Here is a 23,054-nt window from a genome sequence, read left to right as displayed (position 1 = left end):
GACCATGGCTGAACAAGCGACCGGGGCGAAGCCGTCCAGTGGGATGGCGAGCCTGTTCGACCTGCGCCTGATCATCGCGCTGTTGTTCGGGATCTACGGGGTGGTCCTCACCTTCGTGGGCCTGTTCGACACCACCGAGACCGACCTGTTCAAGACCGGCGGGATCAACATCAACCTGTGGACCGGCGTCGCGATGCTCGCGGTCACCGCGTTCTTCGTCATCTGGACCGTCGCGCGCCCGCTGCGGATGCCGGCGGAGGCGGAAGCCGCCGACGACGCCACTGGCGCCGGCGGGCACTAGCCGCTAGCTCAACGGTTGGTCCGGCGGTGCGGGTAGACCGGGTTGAACGCCTCCAGCGTCCAGGCGTCCACCCACCGCACCGCCCGGCCCAGCCTGGCGCGCACCGGACGAGTGCGGGGCCCGGCGTTCCTGGTGTTGCGGTCGCTCATCTTGCTCCTTCGCGGTTCGTTGCCTGAGCGGTCGATCCGCTCACCTAATACATCGCTCCAGGCTTCTGTATCGTTCCCGAAACCGTCCGTGATCCGGCACACGGCGGTTCACCTGGCGCTTTAACGCGCCTGTTGACTTGCGGTAACCAAGCTGCGTTGTTGCTCGTCGTCGCATGGAACCTGCCTACCGCATCCCGGCGGCCCTCCCGCCCCGCCCGCTGGCGAATCCGCCGAGTTATCCACAAGTGGCGAGTTGTCCACAGGCGGCGCCGAGCTGGCTTTCCCGGCCTCGGCTGGTCTGGCAGCGTCGTTCCCGTGGCCCGGCGACCAGCCCAGCGAGCGGAGGAGGACCAGATGCGACTCAGATAGCAGAGCGGCCAGGAGGCGATCGGTCGTCGAGCACGGCCCCGGCTGTCGGCAGGGACAGCTCCGGTGCCCATGGCGTCGCAACCCGGCGAAGCACCGCGCGGCGCAAGCCGACCAGCCATCACGCGGCGCAACCCGGCGAGCCATCGCGCGAGGCAGACCGGCGAGCATCCGCGGCGCACCCGGTGGTGGCGCGGTGGTGGCGATGGCTGCGGCGGTTTCGGGGCGTCCGCGCGGTTGTTCCGCGGCTTCCAACCCGGCTGTCCCCGGGCGCTGCACCCCGGCGGTCCGCGGATGTCGCGGCCTGGATCGGCGGGTTCGGCGCACGGCGTGGGCGTGGGCTCGCTACCGTGCACCTCGTGTTCCGCGTGAAGCCTCTGCCCTCACTGCTCGCCGCGTTCGCCCTGCTGGCGGGAGTGGCCTCCTGTGGCACCGACGCCAACCTGGCCAAGGTGAACCACTCGCGGTCGACCATCCCGGCCGCCGAGCCGTCCGGGAGCAACGGCGGGGTGCCCGAAGGGCGGCCGGTGGATCCCGCGTTCGCGCCGGAGCGGCTGCGCAAGGTGGATCCGTGTGGGGTGATCGACGCGGAGCCGCTGGCGGAGCTGGGTGAGGCCGGGTCGCCGGTGCAGACCGGGTACGACGAGTGCTCGGTGACCTTGCGCAAGGACGGCAAGACCGCCTCGGTGAAGGTCGAGCTGGGCATCAACATGCTGTTGGAGAGCAAGCGGCTGACCAAGGAGGTGGGCGGGCTCAAAGCGGATCAGAGCGTGAACCAGAGCTTCTGCGACCACAAGATCCTGGTTCAGGAGGGCTCGTACTCGCTCGGGATCGGCGTCTCGGTGCGGTCCGAGGTGGAGAACCGCTGCGACCTGAGCAACAAGGCGGGCGCGGCCGTGATCAACCGGATCAAGGGCAACGCGCCGCAGCGGACGCCCGAGTCCGGGGTGCTGGCCCAGGTGGACACCTGCACCGTGCTGGACCAGGTCGCGCTGGCCGAGGTGCTGACCAACGTGCCGTCGATCTTCCCGTGGCGGCTGCACCAGTGCAGCTGGCGGCGCAGTGACGGGCTCGCGCTCAAGATCGAGCTGGGCGTGGCGACCAACCCCAAGGAGATCAAGTCGCTCAAGCCGGAGGAGGTGAAGGTGGATGACAGCCTGACCGTCTACAAGAAGTTCTTCAACACCAGCCACCCCCGGTGCGAGATCAGCTGGCCCTACCGGACGACCGAGGGCACCAAGGCCGAGGTGGTCACGGTCGAGGTCACCGACGTGCCCAACACGCCAGGCTACGACGCCTGCGGCAAGGCCATCGGCGTGGTCAAGGCGCTCAAGGCCAAGTTCCCCAAGACCTGACCCCGCGGGTCATCCGGGCGGTTCATGCCCGGGGCTGCCCCCGAGGGCGGGCTGACAGCAGCCCACACGGACGACTACTGTGCGGTAACAAGGGTCCGTGCGACGTTGAGCTGTCGGAGGCGCCGATGACCGGGGCGGTACGCGAACAGGCCGAGTCCTTCACCTCGCTGGACCCTCGGACCGCCGAGGTGGTCGGCGAGTACCCGGTGCACTCGGCGTTGCAGGTGCGCGCCGCGGTGGAGCGGGCCCGCGAGGCTCAGCAGTGGTGGGGCGAGCTGGGGTTCGCCGAGCGGAAGAAGCGGCTGGACGTCTGGCGGCACCTGCTGCTCAAGCGGCTGGACGAGCTGGCGGGCGTGATCTGCGCGGAGACCGGCAAGCCGCTGGACGACGCCCGGCTGGAACTGGTGCTCGTGGTCGACCACCTGCAGTGGGCGGCCAAGAACGCGGAGAAGGTGCTCAAGCGGCGCAAGGTCTCCGCCGGTCTGCTGATGTCCAACCAGGCGGCCACGGTGGAGTACCTGCCGCTGGGTGTCATCGGTGTGATCGGGCCGTGGAACTACCCGGCGCACACGCCGATGGGCTCCATCTCCTACGCGCTGGCCGCCGGCAACGCGGTGGTGTTCAAGCCGAGTGAGCTGACCCCTGGGGTCGGCGCCTGGCTGGTGGACACCTTCGCCGAGGTGGTGCCGGAGTGGCCGGTGTTCTCGCTGGTCACCGGGTTCGGCGCGACCGGGGCCGCGCTGTGCAAGGCCGGGGTGGACAAGCTCGCGTTCACCGGCTCGACCGCCACCGGCAAGCGGGTGATGGCCGCCTGCGCGGAGACGCTGACCCCGGTGCTGGTGGAGTGCGGCGGCAAGGACGCGTTGATCGTGGACGCCGACGCCGACCTGGAGGCCGCGGCCCAGGCCGCGGTGTGGGGCGCGATGGCCAACGCCGGGCAGACCTGTGTCGGTGTGGAGCGGGTGTACGTGGTCGACTCGGTGGCGCAGGAGTTCACCGAGCGGGTCACCAGGATCGCCGGGCGGCTCAAGCCAGGGGCCGAGTCGACCGCCGACCTCGGGCCGATCACCATGCCGGGTCAGGTGCCGATCATCCAGTCGCACATCGAGGACGCGCTGAGCAAGGGCGCGATGGCGGTGGTCGGCGGCAAGGAGTCGGTGCGCGCGCCCTACGTCGAACCGGTGGTGCTGCTGGACGTGCCGGAGGACTCGCTGGCCATCACCGAGGAGACCTTCGGGCCGACCCTGACCATCAACCGGGTGGCCGATGTGGACGAGGCGGTCCGGCTGGCCAACGCGGTGCGCTACGGGCTCGGCGGCACGGTCTTCTCCCGCTCGCGCGGGATGGAGCTGGCCCGCAGGCTGCGCGCCGGGATGGTCTCGGTCAACTCGGTGGTCTCCTTCGCCGCGGTGCCCGCGCTGCCCTTCGGCGGGATCGGGGACTCCGGGTTCGGGCGGATCCACGGCGCGGACGGGCTGCGCGAGTTCGCCAGGACGCAGGCGGTGACGCGGCAGAAGTTCAAGGCGCCGTTGCAGCCGATGTCCTTCGCGCGCGGCTCGCGGACCGTGCGGCGGCTGCTGCGCATCCTGCGACTGGTGCACCGCCGCTGAGCCGGCCGGAACGCCGCCGGCAAGGGGCGGCGCTGGGCCGCCCCTCGCGGGTCAGCCGAGCAGGCGCTCCAGGTCCGAGATGACCGAGTCCGCGGCGAGCACGCCCAGGCCCAGGTACCAGGTCTCGTCGTTGACGGAGTGGGACCTGCCCGCCTTGACCGCGCCGAGCTGCTGCCAGATCGGGGAGGCCAGCACGTCCTTCTGCGCGGTCTTGGCCGGGTCGCCGTAGGTGCCGATGAAGATCACGTCGCCGTCGGCCTTGGCCAGGTTCTCCGAGCTGACCTCCACCGCCAGGTCGTCGACCTGCTGGGACTGCGGGCGGGGCAGCTTGGCGTCGGCGAGCACGGTGCCGATCAGCGACTTGTTCGCGTACAGCCGGATCCGGCCGGGCATGAACCGGACCATGGACACCGTGGGGCGCTTGCCCTGCCTGGCCTCGATCCGGTTGCCCGCGGCCAGCGCGTGCGCCTCGTAGTCCTTGATCATCTTCTCCGCGTCGGCCGTGCGGTCCAGGGCGGCGGCGTTGAGGCGGAAGTTCTCCTTCCAGGTGTAACCCGGGCGGAGGCTGAAGACGGTGGGGGCGATGTCGGAGAGGATCTTGTACTGGGCCTCGGCGCGGAGCTTGGAGCCCAGGATCAGGTCCGGTTGCAGCTTCTTGATCGCTTCCAGCTTCAGCGCGTTGGCGGTGCCCACGTTCTCCGGGGTCCCGGCGCGATCGCCCAGGTAGGCGGGCATGGCCGGGCTGCCCTCGGTGTAGGCGACGCCAACCGGCTTGACGCCGAGGGCGACCACGTTGTCCAGCTCGCCGGTGTCCAGCACGAGCACCCGCTCCGGGCGCTTGGGCAGCGTGGTCTCGCCCATGCCGTGCTTGACCACCCTGGGGAAGACCCCCGGCGCCGCGGTGGTGCCGAACTGCGCGGACTGCTCACCCGCCTTGCCGAAGTCCGCGCCGCCCGCGGCCACCGCGGGCACGTCGGCCGGCTTCGCGCCGCCGCAGCCCGCGAGCAGGACGAGCAGCCCGCCCATGGCCGTCGCCGCCAGCCGCCTGGTCCTGTTTGTCACCGGTTCTCCTGACTTTCCTGAGGTTAGGCTCACCATAACTCCGGGAAAGCGCTCGTCAGGCCCATCGCGGATGTGCCCTTTGGCACTGGGGCGAAGGCGGTGTAGTAAAGACGATCAGTCCCCCAACCGCGAGGAGACCGGCGTGAAGAAGATCATCAATGATCCGGCCGACGTGGTGTCCGAGGCGCTGCGCGGGATGGCACTGGCCCATGCCGACCTGCTCACCGTGCGCACCGATCCGGCCGTGGTCCACCGGGTGGACGCGCCGGTCGACGGAAAGGTCGCGCTGATATCCGGCGGGGGATCAGGACACGAGCCGCTGCACGGCGGGTTCGTCGGGCCCGGCATGCTCGACGCCGCGGTGCCCGGCCCGGTGTTCACCTCGCCGACCCCGGACGGCGTGCAGGCCGCGATCGAGGCGGCGCACGGCGGGGCCGGGGTGCTGCTGATCGTGAAGAACTACACCGGGGACGTGCTCAACTTCGAGACCGCGGCCGAGTTCGCCGCGGTCGAGGGCACCGAGGTCCGGACCGTGGTGGTCGACGACGACGTGGCGGTCAAGGACTCCCTCTACACCGCGGGCCGCCGGGGCGTGGCCGGCACCGTGCTGGTGGAGAAGATCGTCGGTGCGGCCGCGCAGCGCGGGGACGACCTGGACGCGTGCGAGAACCTGGCGCGCAAGGTGGTCGAGCGCACCCGCACCCTGGGCATGGCGCTGAGCGCGTGCACCGTGCCGCACGCCGGGCAGCCCAGCTTCACCCTGGCCGAGGACGAGATGGAGCTGGGCATCGGCATCCACGGCGAGCCCGGCCGGGCCCGGCTGCCGGTGGAGCCCGCCGACGCGCTGGTGCGCAGGCTGGTGGACGCGGTGGTCGAGGACCTGCCCTTCGCCGAGGGCGACGAGGTGCTGCTGCTGACCAACGGGATGGGCGGCACCCCGCAGATCGAGCTCTACCTCGCGCACGGAATCGCGGAGAAGTTGCTGTCCGAACGCGGTATCACGGTGCGACGGCGACTGGTCGGGTCCTATGTGACCAGTCTGGAGATGCAGGGGATGAGCCTGACCTTGCTCAAGCTCGATGACGAACTGGTTGATCTTTGGGACGCGCCGGTGCGGACCGCGGCACTGCGGTGGGGGATGTGATGGGCTGTTCGACAGAGGATCTTGTCGCCGCGCTGGTCGCGGCGGCCGCGGTGGTGATCGAACACCGGGACGAGCTGGTCGAGCTGGACCGCCGGATCGGTGACGCCGACCACGGGGAGAACCTGCGCAGGGGCTTCACCGCCGTGGTGTCCACAATGGACGGAGGAGGATGGTCGGGGCCGGCATCGGTGCTCAAGGCGGCGGCGAAGACGCTGATCTCCACGGTGGGCGGGGCGGCGGGGCCGTTGTACGGCACCGCGTTCCTGCGCGCGGGCGCCGCGGTGGACGGGCTCGCCGAGCTGAACGCGACCGCCGTGGCCACGGCACTGCGGGCGGCGCTGGACGGCGTGGTGGCCAGGGGCAAGGCCGAACCCGGGGACAAGACGATGGTGGACGCGCTGACCCCCGCGGTGCTGGCCGCGGAGTCCGCGGCGGCCGAGGGCGCCGATGTGCCCGCGACCCTGTCCGCGGCCGCCGCCGCGGCGGCGGACGGCGCGGCGGCGACCGAGCCCCTCGTCGCCCGCAAGGGCCGCGCCTCATACCTTGGCGAGCGCAGCGCGGGGCACATCGACCCGGGTGCGCGCTCGACCTCCCTGCTGCTGACCGCGCTGGCGCGGCACGCAGGCGGCGCGCGATGAGCCGCCGGGTGGGGCTGGTGATCGTCTCGCACAGCGCGAAGCTGGCCGAGGGCGTGGTGGAGCTGGCCCAGCAGATGGCGCCGGAGGTGCGCATCCTGGCCGCGGGCGGCCTGCCGGAGGACGGCGGCCTTGGCACCGACCTGGACACCGTCTCGGCCGCCCTGGAACGCGCCGACGACGGCGAGGGCGTGGTGCTGCTCTACGACCTGGGCAGCGCGCAGATGATCGCCGAGCTGGCCGTGGAGGTGCTGGGCGACCCCGGCCGCGCGGTGGTGGTGGACGCGCCGCTGGCCGAGGGCGCGGTGGCCGCCGCGGTCTCCGCGCAGGGCGGGTCCACTTTGGACGAGGTGGCCGACGCCGCCGCGACCGCGACCGCCTTCGCCATCGGCGAGACCGTGGACGAGCTGTTCCTGGGCGCCAACGGGCACGACCACGGGCACGGCCACGCCGAACCCAGCTCCAGCGGGCTGGTCGAGCTGGAGATCGAGCTGCGCAACGAGGTCGGCCTGCACGCCAGGCCGGCCGCGCTGCTGGCCAGGACCGTGGCCGAGCTGGACGTGGAGGCCTCGGTGCGCTTCGGCGACCAGGAGGTCAGCGCGGCCAGCGTGCTCGCGCTGATGGGCCTGGGCGCGCGCGGCGGCGACCGGATCACGCTGCGCGCGGTCGGCCCGGACGCCCAGGAGGCACTCGCTCGGGTGGCAGCGCTGGCGGAACGCGGTTTCGACGAGTGAGCCCGCTGATCCGCGCCTACCCTGCGGATCATGGGTGCCCGCGGCGTTCTGACCTGCGCGGTCCTGGCGACCGTGCTGGCCGGCTGCGGCACGCCGGCGGCCGGTCCTGGCGCGACCACCCCCGCGCCGGACTGGCCTCGCCTCGACCCGTGCAGCTTGGTCGCGCCGGACGCGCTCAGCCGCTTCGGCACCCAGGTGCCCGGACCTGAGCTCAACTTCGACGACTGCCGCTTCGCGCTGCGCAACGGGGTCGACGAGCTGACCGTGACGCTGGCCTCCGGCGGCCGCCTCGCCGCGGCGAACGCGGCCGACCAGCTCGGCTTCGAGCTGGTGGAGCGGGACGGGGTGCGGGTGGGCCGGGCCAGGGCGGTGGCCGACTCCTGCGGCTCGGTGGTGCTGCTGCCCGACCTGCGCTACGTCACGGTGGACGTCAGCGGCGCGGACGCCCAGCTCTGCGAGGTAGCCGAGGCCGCGGCCGAGTCGGTGCGCACGGTGCTGCGCGCCGGCGGCGCCCGCACCCGCGCCTACCCGCCCAACTCCCTGGCCGGCGTGGACCCCTGCCCGCTGGTGCCTGCCGGACTGGCCGCCAAGGTCCCCGGCATCGACACCCCGCAGCCCAACGGCGACGGCAACCGGCACGTCTGCCAGTGGGGCGGCCGCCGCCCCGACTCGCCCTCGCTGCTGGTCACCTTCAGCGTGGTGGACCCCGACCCGGCCACACCCGCGGCCGAGGAGCGCATCGGCGGACGGGACTCGCTGGTCCGCGCCCAGCCCGCGGGCGGCGGCCTGCTGCCCTCCTGCCGGGTGGACACCAGGCACATCCGGTTCGGCCAGGACTACCTGGAGAACGCGCGGGTCGCGGTGTACAGCGCCCTGCCTGCGGAGGAGAACTGTCCCCTCGCTCGCGAGGTGGCCACCGAGGTCTGGCCCAGGCTGCCCGCTCTCTAGGCTTACCCCCGTGGCGAACCTCACCGGGGAAAACAACACGCAGCGTGGCACTATCACCACAAGTTACTGGCCCGTAGCACCCGTCAGCGGGTCCCCCGAAGTCGTGGGAGGCAGAGTCGTGACGCGTGATTTCACCACCGTGGGAGTCGTCGGTCTGGGCACCATGGGCGCTGGTATCGCGGAGGTGTTCGCGCGCACCGGGCTCAAGGTCATCGCGGTTGAGGTGACCGAGGACGCGCTGGCCCGCGGCCGTGGCCACGTGGAGCACTCCACCGACCGGGCGCTGCGCCGGGGCAAGCTGGACGAGGCCGGCAAGGACGCGCTGTTCGCGCAGATCGAGTTCACCACCTCGCTGCAGGCGCTGGCCGAGGCGGACCTGGTGATCGAGGCGGTGCCGGAGCGGATGGAGCTCAAGGCGCAGGTCTTCGCCGAGCTGGACCGGATCTGCCCGCCGGAGACCATCCTGGCCTCCAACACCTCCTCGCTGTCGGTCACCGAGCTGTCCGTGCACACCTCCCGGCCGGGCAAGGTGGTCGGGATGCACTTCTTCAACCCGGCGCCGGTGCTCAAGCTGGTCGAGGTGGTGCGCACCGTGGTCACCGAGCCGGACGTGGTCGACGACGTGACCGCGCTGGCCGAGCGCCTGGGCAAGGTGCCGGTGGTCATCGGCGACCGGGCCGGCTTCATCGCCAACGCGCTGCTGTTCGGCTACCTCAACCACGCCGTGCGCATGTTCGAGGGCCGCTACGCCACCCGCGAGGACCTGGACGCGGCCATGAAGCTGGGCTGCGGCTACCCGATGGGCCCGCTGGCGCTGCTCGACCTGATCGGGCTGGACACCGCCTACGAGATCCTCGACACGATGTACCACCAGTCCCGCAACCGGCTGCACGCGCCCGCGCCGCTGCTCAAGCAGATGATCACCGCGGGGCTGCTCGGCCGGAAGACCGGGCGCGGCTTCTACACCTACGACGCGCCCGACTCGCCCACCGTGGTGGACGCGGTCAGCGCCGAGGGTGGCGAGCACGAGCAGGTCCGCGAGGTGCAGCGGGTCGGCGTGGTCGGCACCGGGACCATGGCCACCGGCATCGTGGAGGTCTTCGCCAAGGCCGGGCACGACGTGGTCGTGCGGGCCCGCAGCGAGGGCAAGGCCAAGTCCGCGCTGGACGCGCTGCGCCGCTCGCTGGAGAAGGCCGTGCTGCGCGGCAAGCTGTCCGAACAGGACCGGGACGCCGCGCTGGGCCGGGTGCAGGTGACCACCGACCTCGGCGACCTGGCCGACGCCGACCTGGTGGTCGAGGCCGTCGCCGAGGAGCTCTCGGTGAAGAAGGCCGTCTTCGCCACCCTGGACGAGGTGTGCAAGCCGGGCGCGGTGCTGGCCACCACCACCTCCTCGCTGCCGGTGATCGAGCTGGCCGCGGTCACCAGCCGCCCCGCCGACGTGGTCGGCCTGCACTTCTTCAACCCCGCGCCGGTGATGAAGCTGGTCGAGGTGGTGCACACCATCTCCACCGCGCCCGAGGTGGTGGCCACCGCGCAGGCGGTCTGCCGCAAGCTCGGCAAGCACCCGGTGACCTGCGGCGACCGCGCCGGTTTCATCGTCAACGCGCTGCTGTTCCCCTACCTCAACGACGCGGTGAAGATGCTGGAGGCGCACTACGCCTCCGCCGATGACATCGACAACGCGATGAAGGTCGGCTGTGGCCTGCCGATGGGCCCGTTCGCACTGCTGGACGTGGTCGGCCTGGACGTGGCCCTGGCCATCCAGCGCGAGCTGTACCTGGAGTTCCGCGAGGCCGGGTTCGCGCCGGCGCCGCTGCTGGAACACCTGGTTACCGCAGGTCGACTGGGTCGCAAGACCGGCAAGGGATTCCGCGACTACACCGCCTGAGCGGGCTCGGTAGCCTCAGGGATCGTGGAGGCCACGATCGACGAGATGGTCAGCAGGCTGCGCACCGCCGAGTCCTGCGACGAGGAGTTGACCCTCGTCCAGGGCTGGGCGGACGCCGGGCGCATCGACGAGCTGCTACACCTCGGCGAAGCGCTGCTGGAGGCGGACTCCGCCGCCGCGGCGGCGGTGCGCTGGGGCGTGATCACCGCGCTGGCCGCCCGGCCGGGCGCGTTCAGCGTGGTGGCCGCCCTGCAGCTGGCCGGGGACGAGCGGATCCCGGTGCCGGACAAGCGCAGGGCCGCCGCGCTGCTGGCCGCCGGGCAGCCGCTGGAGAACCTGGACGCCTTCTTCGCCGACGCCGGGCCGAAGGACGAGGTGCTGGCCTGTCTGCTGCAGGAGACGGTGCTGCGGCACGGCGACCTGTCCGCGGTGCCGGAGGCCGTCGCCTACGCCGAGGCGCTGCACGGCACGCACCCGCTGGGTGAGCTGCCGCTGCGGCTGGCCGAGTTCGAGCACGTCCGCGCCGTCACCGAGCCCTACCGGACGCTGCCGTTGTGGCCGGACCAGGGTGGCGCGGAGCCGACCGCGACGGTCGAGCGGCTGCCCTGGGCGCTGGACGAGGTCGCCCCCGGCACCAGCCATCGCCTGGCCGGGGCCGGTGGCCGGGTGGAGAGCGGGCTGTTCCGGTTGAGCGCGCCCTGGCAGCCGGACCTGCTGACCAGCCTGCCGCTGGAGTGCCTGGCCGGGGCGGAGAGCGTGCGGGTGCGCGAGCTGGCCCTGGCCGGGGCCTTCGCCGCGGTGTTCGCCACCACCGCCCAGGAGGGCAGCGGCGCCTACGCCCGGCTGCACACCAGACAGGCGCTCGCCCGGCTCGCCGATGTCGCGCGGCCGGGCGAGGCGCGCTGCCGGTGGTGGCAGTTCGTGGTGGACGGCCCGTGGTTCTACCGCGAGCCGGGCTCGCTGGGCCTGCTCGCGGTGCGGCCGGACGGCGCGGTGGCCGTGCTGGCCGCGACCGGCGCCGACTAGTTCTGCGTGCGGGTGCGCAGTTCCGCGCCCGAGGTGGTGGAGCTGCCGGTCACCGACTGGCCGCTGCTCTTCTGGAAGGTCACGTCGTAGAGCCCGGTGCTGCGCTCCACCCGGACGCCGTTGATCACCACGCCGCTGGTGTCGTTGGCCAGGAACGCGGGCCGTCCGTCGTTCTTGTCGAACTCGAACGTGCTGCCGGTGAAGCTGATGTCCTTGGCGTGCCGGATCCAGAAGCCGAAGGAGGGCCGCACGCCGAAGATCCGCGGCGGGTACTCGGTGCTGTTCTCCGGCGGCACCCGGTTCGCGTCCGAGGCGGGGTGGTTGCCGGGCACGGTCAGCCTGACGTTGGTGAAGCTGACGTTCTCGATCGCCGAGTCGGTGCGGCCGGTGATGGTGCTGGTGTGCTCGGGGCCGCCGGGCACGGTGGTCGGCGAGGTCAGGTTGGTGCCGGAGATGCCGGTGAAGGTGATGTTGCGGATCTTGCCCGCCGGTGGCTTGCCTGGACAGCGCGAGCGCTTGCCCACGTGCAGGAAGATCGGCGCGGTGGTCCGGGTCAGGGTGATGTTGTCGTAGTGGACGTCCTCGATCACCGAGCCGTCCATGGACACGATGCCCAGCCCCGCCTTGCCCGCGCCGGTGATCTTGAGGTTGCTGAACCGGTGGTCGCGGAAGTCGCCGCAGGTCTCCGAGCCGAACTGGAGTGCGTTGTTCTCGGTGGACTTGATGGTGGAGTCGCGCACCACGTTGTGCCGGCTGACAAAGGTCCGGCCCAGCGCGTAGTCGCTCTTGAACACCACCGCGTCGTCGCTGGCCTCCACCAGGGAGTCGGCGACCTCCACGTTCGAGCTGTTGATGATGTTGATCCCGTCCCGGTCCTCGGAGGTGAGGATCTTGACCCGGCTGAACCTCATCCCGTCGCAGCCGTTGGCCAGCACCGCGAAGTGCCCGCCCTGGCGCATGGTGATGCCGGTGAAGGTGACGTTCTGGCAGAACTTCAGCGAGATCGCCTTGTCCGCGACGCCGGAAGCCGGGGTGTTGCTGGTCTCCAGCTTGTTGTCGCCGTCGATCGTGCCGGCGCCGGTGAAGTGGACGTTGGACACGTGCTCGCCCCAGATCAGGGCGTTGCGGAAGTGGCTGTGCCCGAAGTCCTGGTAGTCGTCGAACTCGTTGGGCTCCGGCTTGTCCATGCCGCTGCCGGCGGCGATGATCTTCGACCCGGCGGCCAGGTTGACGGTGATGTCGCTCTTGAGGTGGATGGACCGGGACAGGTAGGTCCCGGCGGGCACCTCGACCACACCACCGCCCGCGGCGCTGGCCGCGCTGATCGCCTTGTCGATGGCGGGCGAGTCGATGGCCTTGCCGTCGCCCTTGGCGCCGTAGTCGCGGATGTTGAAGGTGGCGCCGGGTGCGGCCAGCACTGGGGTGGCCACGGCCAGCGTGGTGGCGGCCGCGGTGCCCAGGACGAGCAGGCGGGAGCGCCAGGTTCGGTTCATGAGCGGGTCTCCTCGATGCGGTTCCACTGGCCCGCGTGGCGGAGCGGGGACTGCTGCGAAGAGGCGGCGGTTTTCAGTCGGCACAGAATGTAAGCGTTTGCAACGCTAGGAGCCGGGCGGGGGGAGCGCAAGGGCCAGCCGGCGGAGCCAGGGCGCGCGGGCGAGCCAGGGCGTAGGGGCCAGCCAGGGCGTGGGGGCCAGCCTCAGCGCATCGAGCAGGCCGTCAGCGCCCACAGCTGCGGCCCGTACTCCGCGCGGAAGAGCCGGTAGCACTGCATCAGCGTGGCTGCGGAGCATGCCAGGTCCGCGAGCAGGTAGCCCGCATCCTCCTCGGCCACGGCGTAGGCCACGCACTCCTCGGCGTCGGCGGGCGCGGCGGCCGCCGGACCGGCCAGGGCCGCGCCCAGGGCCGCCGCGATGATGACCGTTGCCACTGGCTTGCGCATGGTTTCCTCCGACTGGCCGGGTTGTCTCCCTGGTTAGCCGGTCGCGGCGGCCCGGGACAGCCCCGGTCGCCGGTTCGGGTGCGTGGCGCCACCCGGTCAGGTCAGTCCAGCAGCCTGCCCGCCTCGGCCAGCAGCTCGGCCTGCCGCCGCCAGGCACCACCGGCGAACCCGCACACGATGTGCTCGGCCCCGGCCTCCCGGTAGGCGGCCAGCTGCTCGGCGGCCTGGGCCGGAGTGCCGGTCAGCGGCACGGACAGCACCTCCGCCACGGACCGCTGGTAGGCGCGGCTGATCTGCTCGGCGATGCCGTGCCGGTCGGCCAGGCCCGGTTCGTCGCCGAGGGCGGAGACCGCGCCGACCGCGATGGTGGGCAGCGGGCGGTCCCCGGCCAGCTCGGCCAGCTGGGCGCGGCCCGCGCGCACCCGGTCCGGGGAGACCAGCGAGGGGAACCAGCCCTGGCCCAGCCGGGCGGCCCGGCGCAGCGCGGGCGGGGAGTCGTTGCCGACCCAGAACGGCGGCACCGGCACCCGCACGGCGAGGTCCAGCTCGGGCTCGCCCGGCTCGTCGGGCAGCAGCACGGTCTCGCCGGAGAGCAGCCTGGGCAGCAGGGTCAGCGCGTGGTCGGTGCGCGGGCCGCGTTCGGCGTAGGGGATCCCGGCCGCGGCCCACTGGGCCTCGCCGCCGCCGGAGCCGATACCCAGCACCAGCCTGCCGCCGGAGACCTCCTGCAGGCTGGCGGCCAGCTTCGCCGCCCAGGCCAGCGGCCGGATCGCGGGCACGAACACGCTGGCCCCGATGCGCACCCTGGTGGTCGCCGCGGCGGCCGCGGCCAGGCCGACGCCGAGGTCCAGGCTGGGCCTGCCGATGGCCAGGTGGTCGCCCTGCCACACCCCGTCCAGGCCGAGCTCCTCGGCGAAGCGGGCGGCGGCGGGCACGGTCAGCGCCGGGTCGGTGGCGGGGATCGGCGGCAGGATCACGCCGAGGGTGAGCTTCTTCGCGGACGACATGCTGCCAGGCTGACTGCTCCAGCTAACTGGAGGTCAAGGGCGGATCAGCCGCAGCAGCCGCCACCGCAGCAGCCCCCGCCGCCACCGGCGGGCGCGGGCGCGGCGCCACCGCGACCGGTCATCCCGAGCGTGGTCAGCAGTTTCACCGTGTCGGTGTGGCCGTCCGGGCAGGTGGCCGGATCGCTGGACGCGCTCATCGGACGGGACAGCTCGAAGGTGCCAGCGCACTCGCGGCAGCGGAACTCATAACGCGGCATGCCGCCATTGTGCGGCATCCGGGGTTACCGTTCGGCTGTGCCGACCACAACGGAGTGCGCCTGCCTGATCTGCGAGCCGCCGGATGCCCGTGGCGGCGCGGAGTGGGAGCGCGAGATCGGCACCGTGCGCAGGCACGGCTGGGGCGTGGTGGGCATCCTGGACGGCGCGCGGGAGCCCGGCTGGGCGTTCAGCTACGGCCTCTGGCACTCCTACCGGCAGCCGGAGCTGGCCATGTTCGGCCTGCACGGGCAGGACATGCTGACCTGGGTGAACGAACTCGCCGACCGGGTGCCCGGCGGCGGCAGGCTGACCGACGGCGCGGAGCTGACCGACGTGCTGGAAGGCCACCCGGTGCGGCTGCGCGCGGCCGATGACAGCTGGCACGACGGCCTCTTCGGCATCGCGGTCGGCTTCTACCGGCACCGGACGCCGCCGTTCCTCCAGGTGGTCTGGCCGGACCGGCACGGCCACTGGCCATGGCACCCGGAAGCAGGCGACACCTGCCGGGAACGCCAGCCCAGCCTGTGGCTGCCGCTGGCCGAGCACCCCGGCGGGCTGTGGCCGCGGATCGCCACCGAGGTCTGATCGCGCCCCGCCAACCCGCCCGGGTTACCGTTTTTCCTCGTGCCACGCCGTAACCGCGCCCAGGGCCCCGATCGTGGCGGCCACCGGCCGCTGGGCGGTGGCCTGGGGGACAACCGCACCGAGTCCGGCCCGGACGGCGACTGGATCGTCCGCTCGGTGCCCGGTTCCCAGACCACCAAGAACTACCGCTGCCCCGGCTGCGACCACGAGATCCGGCCGGGCGTGCCGCACGTGGTGGCCTGGCCCGCGGACGAGCTGGGCTCGGCTTCGGACCGGCGGCACTGGCACAGCGGCTGCTGGGGCGCCCGGTCCCGGCGCGGCCCGACCCGGCGGTGGTCGTGAGCACCCCGATCGGCCCGAACACCGTGCTCCCGGCCGTCCGCGAACCCGTGTCGCTGCGCACCGAGGACGGCCTGACCCTGGTCGGCGAGCTGGCGCTGCCGGCGGACCGGCCGCCGAGGGCCACCCTGGTCTGCCTGCACCCGCTGCCCACGCACGGCGGCATGATGGACTCCCACCTGCTGCGCAAGGCCGCCTGGCGGCTGCCCGCGCTGGCCGGGTTCGCGGTGCTCCGGTTCAACACCAGGGGCACCGCCAGCGCGGCCGGGCGCAGCGAGGGCGAGTTCGAGGCGGCCGCGGGCGAAGGGCACGACCTGGCCGCCGCGCTGGCCTTCACCCAGGACCGCGGCCTGCCCGAGGTGTGGCTGTTCGGCTGGTCCTTCGGCACCGACCTCGCCCTGCTGCACGGCGTGCACCCGGCGGTGCGGGGCGCGGTGCTGGTCGCGCCGCCGCTGCGCTGGAGCACCCCGGCGGCGCTGGCCCGGTGGACGGCCTCCGGGCTGCCGGTGACCTGCCTGGTGCCGGAGCTGGACGACCACCTGCGACCGGCGCAGGCACGGGCCCGGTTCGCGCCGCTGGCGCAGGCCAGGGTGGTGGCGCTGCCGGGGGCGAAGCACCTGCTGGTCGGGCAGGCGGACGTGGTGCTGGATCAGCTGGTCGGCGTGGTCGCGCCGGAGGTCCCGACCCCGCTGCCCCGGCAGTGGGCCGGGTCGCGGTAGAGCGCCGAGGGTCCCTGGCCGCCGTACTCGGTGGTCCCGGCGAGCACGAAGCCGAGCTTCTCCGCGACCCGGATCGAGGGCAGGTTGTCGAAGTGGGTGACCACGCTGACCGGCAGCTCCGGATGCGCCCGTGCCGCCCAGTCCACCGCGGCCCTGGCCATCTCCGGCGCGTAGCCCTTGCCCCAGGCGCTCGGCCGGAACCGGTAGGCCAGGTTGAGCGACGGGCGGTCGTCGATCTCGGTCTTGCGCACCCCGCCGTAGCCGAGCAGCTCGCCGGTCTCGGCCAGGCACACCGCCCAGTAGCCGATGCCCTCCCGCCCCCAGTCGTCCAGGAACATCCGGTGCAGCTCGGCCACCCGCTCCGGGGTCTGCGGCTTGCGGTTGAACCGGTTGGTCGCCGGATCGCCCTGCACCGCGGCGAACTCCGCGAAGTCCTCCTCGCGCAGCCGGCGCAACCACAGGCGTTCGGTGTGCAGCTCCTCGGGCGCGGGCAGTGGCCTGCGGAACAGGTCCAGCGCCGGATCGCCCTCGTCGGCGTAGTCCTCGGTGATGCCGACCCGCACCATGCCCAGCTTGGCCGCGACCCGCTTGGCCGCGGTGTTGTCCGGCATGGTGGCCACCACGACCGGGCGGTCGGGGCTCGCCCCGGCGGCCCAGTCGAGCGCGGCCCTGGCCATCTCGGTCGCGTAGCCCTGGCCCCAGGCGGACGGCCGGAACCGGTAGTACAGGTTGAACGAGTCTGTTCCGCTGATCCGGCGTGGCGCGAGGCCGCCGAAGCCGATGGTCTCGCCGGTCCCGGCGAGCACGATCGCCCAGTAGCCGATGCCCTGTTCGGCCCAGACCCGCTGCCAGTCCGCCAGCTGGGCGGTGGCCTTCGCCGGGCTCGGCGGTGTGGTGTTGTGCTCGTTGGCGGCCGGGTCGCACTGGATCTCCAGCACCGAGGGCAGGTCCGCGTCCCTGACCCGGCGCAGCAGCAGCCGCTCGGTGCGCAGCAGCTCCGGCGGATCGCTGAGCAGGCTCTCCGGCAGCCGGTCCAGGATCTCCCGCACCGTCTCCGCCGGGGTCTGGCCGGAGGAGTCCAGCCACAGCCCGAGCCGGGGCGTCTGCTCGCGGAAGATCCGGTCCAGCACGTCCACGGTCCACTCGCCGCCGTAGCCGGTCTTGTCCCGCCCGGTCTCCCGCGCGCCGACCGCGGTGGTCTCCGGCGCGAGCACCACCAGGTGCACCAGCGGGGAGCGCACCGCGGCCAGGAAGGTGCGCAGCTCCGCCCCGATGATCACGTCCTCGACCACCGCGGTGAACCCGGCGGCGACGAAGGAGTCGGCCAGCGCCGCGGCCTGCCGGTAGCGCAGCCGCAGCTGGTCCAGCGCGTCCGGAGCGGGGTCGGGGCTCATGTCCACCCGCCCGGTGCGCACCATCTCGCGCACCTGGTCGCCCTCGACGAACGCGCCGCGCGGGAAGGACTCGGCCAGCAGTCTGCCCACGGTGGTCTTCCCCGCGGCGGAGATCCCGGTCAGCACGATCAGGCGTGGCGTGGTCACAGCGGGCAGGATAGGAACCCGTGCCCGTCAACGACACTGGATTTGGCCGCCCGTTGGTGCTGCTGCACGCGTTTCCGCTGGACTCGCGCATGTGGGACCCGGTGCGCCGCGCCTTGGCCGACCACGCCAGGGTGATCACCCCGGACCAGCGCGGCCTCGGCCGCACCCCGCTCGGCGCGGAGCCACCGGACCTGGACGTGGTCGCCAGGGACGTGCTCGCGCTGCTGGACGAGCTGGGCCTGGACCGGGTCGTGCTGGGCGGCTGCTCGATGGGCGGCTACGTGGCCATGGCGCTGCTGCGGCTGGCGCCGGAGCGGGTGTCCGGGCTGGTGCTGGCCGACACCAAGGCGATCGCGGACACCCCGGAACAGCGGGCCAACCGGCTGGCCATGGTCGCCCGGATCGAGGCCGAGGGCGTGGACTGGCTGCCGGGCGCCGTGGTCGAGGGCCTGCTCGGCCAGTACACGCACGCCGAACGGCCGAAGGTGGTCGCCGCGGTGCGCGAGCTGGTCGCGGCCCAGTCCGCCGAGGGGATCAGCTGGGCGCAGCGGGCGATGGCGGCCCGGCCGGACTCCACCGCCACCCTGGCCGCGGTGACCGTGCCGACCCTGGTCATCACCGGCCGGGAGGACGCGCTGATCCCGCCCGCGCTGGCCGCGGCCATGGCCGGACTGGTGCCCTCGTCCCGCCTGGTGCAGCTGCCCGGCAGCGGGCACCTGCCGCCGCTGGAGGTGCCCGAGGAGTTCAGCGCGGCGGTGCTGGAGTTCCTGCGCGCGAGCGGATGAGCGCGGCCCCGGTGTCGTAGAGGGAGATCAGCAGCGGCCGCAGCGCCAGCCCGGTCTCGGTGAGCCGGTAGCTGACCCTGGGCGGGAACGCGTTGACCTGCTCGCGGTGCGCCAGGCCGCGGGCAGTCAGCTCGTGCAGCCGCTCGGTGAGGATCTTGGCGCTGAGCGTGGGCAGCGCGGCCCGCAGCTCGGAGAAGCCGCGCGGACCGTGCATCAGCTCGCGCAGCACCAGCGTCGTCCACCGCCCGGCGATCGCGGCCAGCGCCACCTCGACCGGGCAGTCCGGTTCCGGCCGGTCGGTGCGGCCCCGTTCGTCGGGGACCAGCTCGGCGTCCCAGCCGGGGGTTTCCGTTTGGTGACCCACGGCGCGGGGCTCTTGGGTGTCGGCATGGACCACAACACCAGTGTGCGGCTGACCACCGATCCCGGCCAGCACCCGCACGTCTTCGCCGCCGCCTTCAACACCGGCGACCCGGCCGCCGTGGAACAGGTCTACGAGCCCGGCGGCCTGCTCGCCCCCCAGCCCGGCAACCCGGTCACCGGCCAGGACCGCCTGGCCGCCAACGCCCGGCTGCAAGCCCTCGGCCACCCGATCGAGGTCCGGCCCCGGCACACCTACGTCGTCGAGGACCTGGCCCTGCTGATCGTCGACTGGGAGATCCGCGGGGCCGGCCTCAGCGGCACGGCCACCGATGTCGCCCGGCGCGGGCCGGACGGGTGGTGGCGATACGTGATCGACAACCCGCACGGCTGCGCCTGAGGTCGTGTTTCCGGTGTCGCTGGCGTGACACCGGAAACACGACCTCTACTAACGGCGGGGCGGGTTCTGCGGGCCGGAGGGCTTGCGCAGCTGCTTGGTCGGACCGTCCAGATCGGACTGGGGCTGGGCCGGGGGCTTCTTCATCGCGGTGGTCGGCGGATCGAGGTTCGGCCGCTGTCCCGCGGGCTGCCGCTGCGGATGCGGGGCCTGCGGGCCCCGCCGGGCGGGCGGCTGCTGCGGCTGGGAGGCGGGGTTCTGCGCCTGGACGTTCGGGGTCCGCTTGGCGGGGTTGCCCTTGGGCGGCTGGACCGCGGTGGTGCGGGCCGGGTCGGCGGGAGCCTGCGGCGAGCCAGGCTGGCCGCCCTGCGCCGGGTTGTTCTGGGCGGGGTTGTGCTGGGCCGGACGGCCCTGGCTCGCGTTCTGCGGCGCGGGCTGGCGCTGGCCCTGGGCCGGCGCGTGCTGCGGGCGGGCGCCCGGCGCGACTCCGGCGGGGGACACCGGCGGCTGGCCCTGCGGCCCGGCGGGCTGGTTGCCCTGTCCGGCAGGCTGGTTGCCCTGCCCAACGGGCTGCTTGCTCTGGGCGGGCTGGCCGCCCTGCGCGACCGGCTGCCTGACCGCGGTGGTGGGCTGGTTGCCGGGCGCGGGCTGGTTCGCCGGGGCCGCCGGCTGCTTGGCCGGGGCGGACTGGCCGCCCGGTGCGGCGTTGCCCGCGGCGGCCTGGTTCGCGGGGGCCGCGGCGGGCTGGGCCTGCGGCTTCGGGGTCTCCGGCTTGTCCTCGGCGGGCTGCTCCGCCTTCGGCTCGGGCTTGGCCTCGGCCTTCGGCTTGGGCTCCGGCTCGGGGAGCACCGGCTGGTCCAGGATCAGGTTCTCGTCGTCGCCCTCGGCCAGCAGCGGGGTGGCGTCCACGAACAGGCCGTGGATGGCCTCCATCTCCGAGTGCATGGCCTTCAGCTCGGCCTGCATCGTGGTCAGCTGCCCGGTCACCCGGCCGCGCAGCGCGCGCAGCAGCTCGACCCGCTTGGTCGCGTACTCGACCCGCTTGGTGGACTCCCTGGTCGCCGTGGTCAGGCGCTCCTCGGCCTCCTCGGTGGCCTCGCGGAGCAGGCGCTCGGCCTTCTCCGTGGCCTCGCGGACCATGGTGGTGGACTCCTCAAGGGCGTCCGCCCTGCGCTTGGCCGCTTCCTCGGTGGCCTCGCGGACCATCGTGGTGGACTGCTCCAGCGCGTCGGCGCGGCGCTTCTCCGCCTCGTCCGTGGCTTCCTTGACCAGCTTCTCCGCCTCGGCCTTGGCGTCGGCGCGCCGCTTGGCCGCCTCCTCGGTGGCTTCGCGGACCATGGTCGTGGACTGCTCGAGGGCGTCGGCGCGGCGCTTCTCGGCCTCGGCGGTGGCCTCGGCGACCCGCTTGTTCGCCTCTTCGGTGGCCTCGCGGACCATCCGCTCGGACTCGGCCTTGGCGTCGGCCCTGCGCTTGGCGGCTTCCTCGGTGGCCTCGCGGACCATCGTGGTGGACTGCTCCAGCGCGTCCGCCCTGCGCTTCTCCGCCTCGGCGGTGGCCTCGCGGACCATGGTGGTCGACTCGTTGATCGCGTCGTTGCGGCGCTTGGTGGCTTCCTCGGTCGCCTCGAACAACCGGCGGTTGGCCTCCGCGGTCGCCTCGGTGAGCCGCTTGGTGGCCTCCTCGGTGGCTTCCCGCACCCGGCGCTCGGCCTCGGCCTTGCTCTTGGCCTCCTGCTCGGCCAGCCCGCGCATCGACTCGGTGCGGCGGGAGGACATCGCGATCTCGAAGTCCTCCTCCACCTTGGTGCGCACCGCGAGCGAGTCGGCGTCCTGCTTGGCGATCTTGGCCTCGGCCTCGGCGACCATCCGCTCGGCCTCGGTGCGCGCGTCGGCCAGCACCTTCTGGTGCTCGGTCTCCATCTGCACCCGGCGCGCGTCCAGCTCGGCGATCAGCTGCTCGTACCTGCGGCGGAGCCCGGCGGCGGCCTTCTCGGCGTCGGCCTGGGTCTTGGCCGCCTCCTCCTCGGCGCGGGCGCGGGTCTCGTGCGCCTCGTCCTGGGCCAGCTTGAGCATCCGCTGGAGGCGCTCGCTCAGGCCCTCCAGGGTGGTCGGCGGCTTGGACAGCCGATCGACCGAACCCTTGAGGTCCTCGACCTCCATCCGCTTGGACTCCAGCTGCCGCGCCAGGTCCGCGGCCTGGGAGACCGCGGCGTCCCGATCAGCCGCCAGGATGCGGAGATCGGCGTCCAGCCGCTCCAGGTGTTCCTCCACCTGTCCGCGGTCATATCCGCGGCGCACCGTGTCGAAGCCGGAACCGAGTGGCACAAGCTCACCGTTGCCAAGACCCATGGCCTCACGCTACCCGCACCGCGTGGCGGGTGGTCGCCGTGCCACCCGCTACGCAGTAGGCCATCCGTGGGAAAACGGGAAATTTCCGTCACACGCCCCGGAACCGGTTGATCGCATCCTCATGTGCCGCACGGAATTCGGCGTCGTGCACACCCAGGCCCGGCTCCGGTGCGAGACACAACACACCAACCTTTCCCTGGTGTGCGTTCTGGTGCACGTCCCAGGCCGCCTGACCCGTCTCTGTCAGCGAGTACACATTGGACAGTGTCGGGTGGATCTTGCCCTTGGCGATCAACCGGTTGGCCTCCCATGCCTCGCGGTAGTTGGCGAAGTGGGAGCCGACGATCCGCTTGAGGTTCATCCACAGGTAGCGGTTGTCGTAGCTGTGCATGAACCCGCTGGTGGACGCGCAGGTGACGATGGTGCCGCCCTTGCGGGCCACGTAGACGCTGGCGCCGAAGGTCTCCTTGCCGGGGTGCTCGAACACGATGTCCGGGTCGTCGCCACCGGTCAGCTCGCGGATCTTGGCGCCGAAGCGCTTCCACTCCCTGGGGTCCTGCTCGTGCTCGTCCTTCCAGAACTTGTAGCCCTCGGCCGAGCGGTCGATGATCAGCTCCGCGCCCATCTTGCGGCAGATCTCCGCCTTCTCCGGGCTGGAGACCACGCACACCGGGATGGCGCCGCCGTTGAGCGCGAACTGGGTGGCGTAGGAGCCGAGACCGCCGGAGGCGCCCCAGATCAGCACCGTGTCGCCCTGCTTCATGTCGGCGCCGTTGCGGGAGACCAGCTGGCGGTAGGCGGTGGAGTTGACCAACCCGGGGCTGGCCGCCTCCTCCCAGCTCAGGTGCCTCGGCTTGGGCATCAGCTGGTTGGTCTTGACCAGCGCGATCTCGGCCAGGCCGCCGAAGTTGGTCTCGAAGCCCCAGATCCGCTGCTCCGGGTCCATCATGGTGTCGCCGTGGCCGTCCGGGCTCTCCAGCTCGACGCTGAGACAGTGCGCGACCACCTCGTCGCCGGGCTTCCAGTTGTTCACCCCGGCCCCGGTGCGCAGCACGACACCGGCCAGGTCGGAGCCGACCACGTGGTAGGGCAGGTCGTGCCGGGAGGCCAGCGGCGAGGTGCGGCCGTAGCGCTTGAGGAAGCCGAAGGTGGACACCGGCTCGAAGATCGAGGTCCACACGGTGTTGTAGTTGATCGCGCTGGCCATCACCGCGACCAGCGCCTCACCGGGGCCCAGCTCCGGGGTGGCGACCTCGTCCAGGTGCAGCGAACGGCGCGGGTCCTTCTCCTTGTGCGGCACGCCCTCGAACATCTCGGCCTCGTCGGCCCGCACGGTCACGCCCCGGTACGACTCCGGCACCGGGAGTCCGGCGAGCGCCTCGTACTCGCCGGCCAGGATCGCGTCGAGGATCTTCTGCACGGGGGACCTCCGTGGGTGTTTTGTGTGCCATCGGCGCAGTTCGGGGGAGGTTACTCACCAGTAAACGATCCAGAGACCCAGTTGTGAGCCACTGCACGGACAGGTTCGTCCGATCGTGACCCGGGGAACGCGCG

23 protein-coding genes and 1 pseudogene are annotated in these 23,054 nt (G+C 72.5%); 14 read left to right on the top strand and 10 right to left on the bottom strand.

The window, feature by feature from the left end; all coding sequences use genetic code 11:
- Nucleotides 1-4 precede the first annotated feature (4 nt).
- On the top strand, nucleotides 5-301 hold the full coding sequence (locus tag N8J89_RS35095; protein WP_283661241.1) for a hypothetical protein: 297 nt from the start codon (nucleotides 5-7) through the stop codon (nucleotides 299-301).
- An 8-nt stretch (nucleotides 302-309) separates the two neighbouring features.
- On the opposite strand, the gene N8J89_RS35090 is transcribed toward N8J89_RS35095, so the two are convergent.
- A complete protein-coding gene (locus tag N8J89_RS35090) occupies nucleotides 310-450 on the bottom strand; it encodes a hypothetical protein (RefSeq protein WP_283661240.1) in 141 nt (46 codons plus the stop codon).
- Between the two features lie 725 nt (nucleotides 451-1,175).
- On the opposite strand from N8J89_RS35090, the gene N8J89_RS35085 reads away from it, so the two are divergent.
- Nucleotides 1,176-2,171, top strand: coding sequence for a hypothetical protein (locus N8J89_RS35085; protein ID WP_283661239.1), 996 nt, complete (start codon nucleotides 1,176-1,178; stop codon nucleotides 2,169-2,171).
- Between the two features lie 125 nt (nucleotides 2,172-2,296).
- On the top strand, nucleotides 2,297-3,781 hold the full coding sequence (locus N8J89_RS35080) for an aldehyde dehydrogenase family protein (protein ID WP_283661238.1): 1,485 nt from the start codon (nucleotides 2,297-2,299) through the stop codon (nucleotides 3,779-3,781).
- Between the two features lie 51 nt (nucleotides 3,782-3,832).
- Here the strand turns inward: N8J89_RS35080 and N8J89_RS35075 are convergent, their stop codons facing one another.
- Entirely contained in the window at nucleotides 3,833-4,843 is a 1,011-nt protein-coding gene (locus N8J89_RS35075) for an ABC transporter substrate-binding protein (protein ID WP_283661237.1), read from the bottom strand.
- A gap of 142 nt (nucleotides 4,844-4,985) precedes the next feature.
- Here N8J89_RS35075 and dhaK point away from each other — a divergent pair, with 142 nt between their 5' ends.
- The 6 genes from dhaK (at nucleotide 4,986) to N8J89_RS35045 (ending at nucleotide 11,221) form a co-directional block, all read left to right on the top strand.
- Nucleotides 4,986-5,987: a dihydroxyacetone kinase subunit DhaK gene (dhaK, locus tag N8J89_RS35070; protein ID WP_283661236.1), complete on the top strand. Its 1,002-nt coding sequence runs from the start codon at nucleotides 4,986-4,988 to the stop codon at nucleotides 5,985-5,987.
- Nucleotides 5,987-6,625, top strand: coding sequence for a dihydroxyacetone kinase subunit DhaL (dhaL, locus tag N8J89_RS35065; RefSeq protein WP_283661235.1), 639 nt, complete (start codon nucleotides 5,987-5,989; stop codon nucleotides 6,623-6,625). Before dhaK ends, dhaL begins: the two co-directional genes overlap by 1 nt.
- A complete protein-coding gene (gene dhaM / locus N8J89_RS35060; protein WP_283661234.1) occupies nucleotides 6,622-7,356 on the top strand; it encodes a dihydroxyacetone kinase phosphoryl donor subunit DhaM in 735 nt (244 codons plus the stop codon). Before dhaL ends, dhaM begins: the two co-directional genes overlap by 4 nt.
- Nucleotides 7,357-7,386: 30 nt before the next feature.
- Nucleotides 7,387-8,304 (top strand): DUF3558 domain-containing protein, encoded by a 918-nt coding sequence (locus N8J89_RS35055; protein ID WP_283661233.1) that lies wholly within the window; start codon nucleotides 7,387-7,389, stop codon nucleotides 8,302-8,304.
- 118 nt (nucleotides 8,305-8,422) lie between these two features.
- Complete coding sequence (locus tag N8J89_RS35050) at nucleotides 8,423-10,195, top strand: 3-hydroxyacyl-CoA dehydrogenase family protein (protein WP_283661232.1); 1,773 nt, start codon at nucleotides 8,423-8,425, stop codon at nucleotides 10,193-10,195.
- A gap of 24 nt (nucleotides 10,196-10,219) precedes the next feature.
- On the top strand, nucleotides 10,220-11,221 hold the full coding sequence (locus tag N8J89_RS35045) for a DUF6183 family protein (protein ID WP_283661231.1): 1,002 nt from the start codon (nucleotides 10,220-10,222) through the stop codon (nucleotides 11,219-11,221).
- On the opposite strand, the gene N8J89_RS35040 is transcribed toward N8J89_RS35045, so the two are convergent.
- The 4 genes from N8J89_RS35040 to N8J89_RS35025 all read right to left on the bottom strand — a co-directional run bounded on the left by N8J89_RS35040 (nucleotide 11,218) and on the right by N8J89_RS35025 (nucleotide 14,424).
- Nucleotides 11,218-12,714: a glycoside hydrolase family 28 protein gene (locus N8J89_RS35040; RefSeq protein ID WP_283661230.1), complete on the bottom strand. Its 1,497-nt coding sequence runs from the start codon at nucleotides 12,712-12,714 to the stop codon at nucleotides 11,218-11,220. The genes N8J89_RS35045 and N8J89_RS35040 overlap by 4 nt on opposite strands.
- A gap of 203 nt (nucleotides 12,715-12,917) precedes the next feature.
- Entirely contained in the window at nucleotides 12,918-13,160 is a 243-nt protein-coding gene (locus N8J89_RS35035; protein WP_283661229.1) for a hypothetical protein, read from the bottom strand.
- A gap of 101 nt (nucleotides 13,161-13,261) precedes the next feature.
- On the bottom strand, nucleotides 13,262-14,167 hold the full coding sequence (locus N8J89_RS35030; protein ID WP_283661228.1) for an LLM class flavin-dependent oxidoreductase: 906 nt from the start codon (nucleotides 14,165-14,167) through the stop codon (nucleotides 13,262-13,264).
- Between the two features lie 44 nt (nucleotides 14,168-14,211).
- The gene (locus N8J89_RS35025) at nucleotides 14,212-14,424 is read right to left on the bottom strand and encodes an FmdB family zinc ribbon protein (protein ID WP_283661227.1); all 213 of its coding nucleotides are present in this window, start codon (nucleotides 14,422-14,424) and stop codon (nucleotides 14,212-14,214) included.
- 37 nt (nucleotides 14,425-14,461) lie between these two features.
- On the opposite strand from N8J89_RS35025, the gene N8J89_RS35020 reads away from it, so the two are divergent.
- The 3 genes from N8J89_RS35020 to N8J89_RS35010 are packed head-to-tail and all read left to right on the top strand — an operon-like array spanning nucleotide 14,462 to nucleotide 16,068.
- Nucleotides 14,462-15,010 (top strand): DUF4262 domain-containing protein, encoded by a 549-nt coding sequence (locus tag N8J89_RS35020; RefSeq protein WP_283661226.1) that lies wholly within the window; start codon nucleotides 14,462-14,464, stop codon nucleotides 15,008-15,010.
- A gap of 39 nt (nucleotides 15,011-15,049) precedes the next feature.
- On the top strand, nucleotides 15,050-15,352 hold the full coding sequence (locus N8J89_RS35015; RefSeq protein WP_502868367.1) for an Rv1322 family protein: 303 nt from the start codon (nucleotides 15,050-15,052) through the stop codon (nucleotides 15,350-15,352).
- On the top strand, nucleotides 15,349-16,068 hold the full coding sequence (locus N8J89_RS35010) for an alpha/beta hydrolase (RefSeq protein ID WP_283661225.1): 720 nt from the start codon (nucleotides 15,349-15,351) through the stop codon (nucleotides 16,066-16,068). The genes N8J89_RS35015 and N8J89_RS35010 overlap by 4 nt, the downstream gene beginning before the upstream one ends.
- On the opposite strand, the gene N8J89_RS35005 is transcribed toward N8J89_RS35010, so the two are convergent.
- A complete protein-coding gene (locus N8J89_RS35005) occupies nucleotides 15,999-17,609 on the bottom strand; it encodes a GNAT family N-acetyltransferase (RefSeq protein ID WP_283661224.1) in 1,611 nt (536 codons plus the stop codon). The genes N8J89_RS35010 and N8J89_RS35005 overlap by 70 nt on opposite strands.
- Before the next feature lie 20 nt (nucleotides 17,610-17,629).
- On the opposite strand from N8J89_RS35005, the gene N8J89_RS35000 reads away from it, so the two are divergent.
- A complete protein-coding gene (locus tag N8J89_RS35000) occupies nucleotides 17,630-18,394 on the top strand; it encodes an alpha/beta fold hydrolase (protein ID WP_283661223.1) in 765 nt (254 codons plus the stop codon).
- Here N8J89_RS35000 and N8J89_RS34995 read toward each other — a convergent pair.
- Nucleotides 18,354-18,758 (bottom strand): winged helix-turn-helix transcriptional regulator, encoded by a 405-nt coding sequence (locus N8J89_RS34995; protein ID WP_283661222.1) that lies wholly within the window; start codon nucleotides 18,756-18,758, stop codon nucleotides 18,354-18,356. The genes N8J89_RS35000 and N8J89_RS34995 overlap by 41 nt on opposite strands.
- A 24-nt stretch (nucleotides 18,759-18,782) precedes the next feature.
- On the opposite strand from N8J89_RS34995, the gene N8J89_RS34990 reads away from it, so the two are divergent.
- Entirely contained in the window at nucleotides 18,783-19,154 is a 372-nt protein-coding gene (locus tag N8J89_RS34990) for a YybH family protein (RefSeq protein ID WP_283661221.1), read from the top strand.
- A 1,581-nt stretch (nucleotides 19,155-20,735) separates the two neighbouring features.
- On the opposite strand, the pseudogene N8J89_RS42035 reads toward N8J89_RS34990, so the two are convergent.
- Together N8J89_RS42035 and ccrA are read right to left on the bottom strand one after the other, a co-directional pair.
- Nucleotides 20,736-21,500 (bottom strand): annotated as a pseudogene (locus N8J89_RS42035) (M protein); the annotation flags it as partial.
- 88 nt (nucleotides 21,501-21,588) lie between these two features.
- On the bottom strand, nucleotides 21,589-22,920 hold the full coding sequence (gene ccrA / locus N8J89_RS34980) for a crotonyl-CoA carboxylase/reductase (RefSeq protein WP_283661220.1): 1,332 nt from the start codon (nucleotides 22,918-22,920) through the stop codon (nucleotides 21,589-21,591).
- Nucleotides 22,921-23,054 lie beyond the last annotated feature (134 nt).

The sequence above is a fragment of the Crossiella sp. CA-258035 genome, from assembly GCF_030064675.1.
In the GTDB taxonomy this organism is placed as follows: Bacteria; Actinomycetota; Actinomycetes; order Mycobacteriales; family Pseudonocardiaceae; genus Crossiella.
The sequence above is the reverse complement of the archived record's forward strand: the minus strand, read 5'-3'. Positions and strand labels throughout refer to the sequence as shown.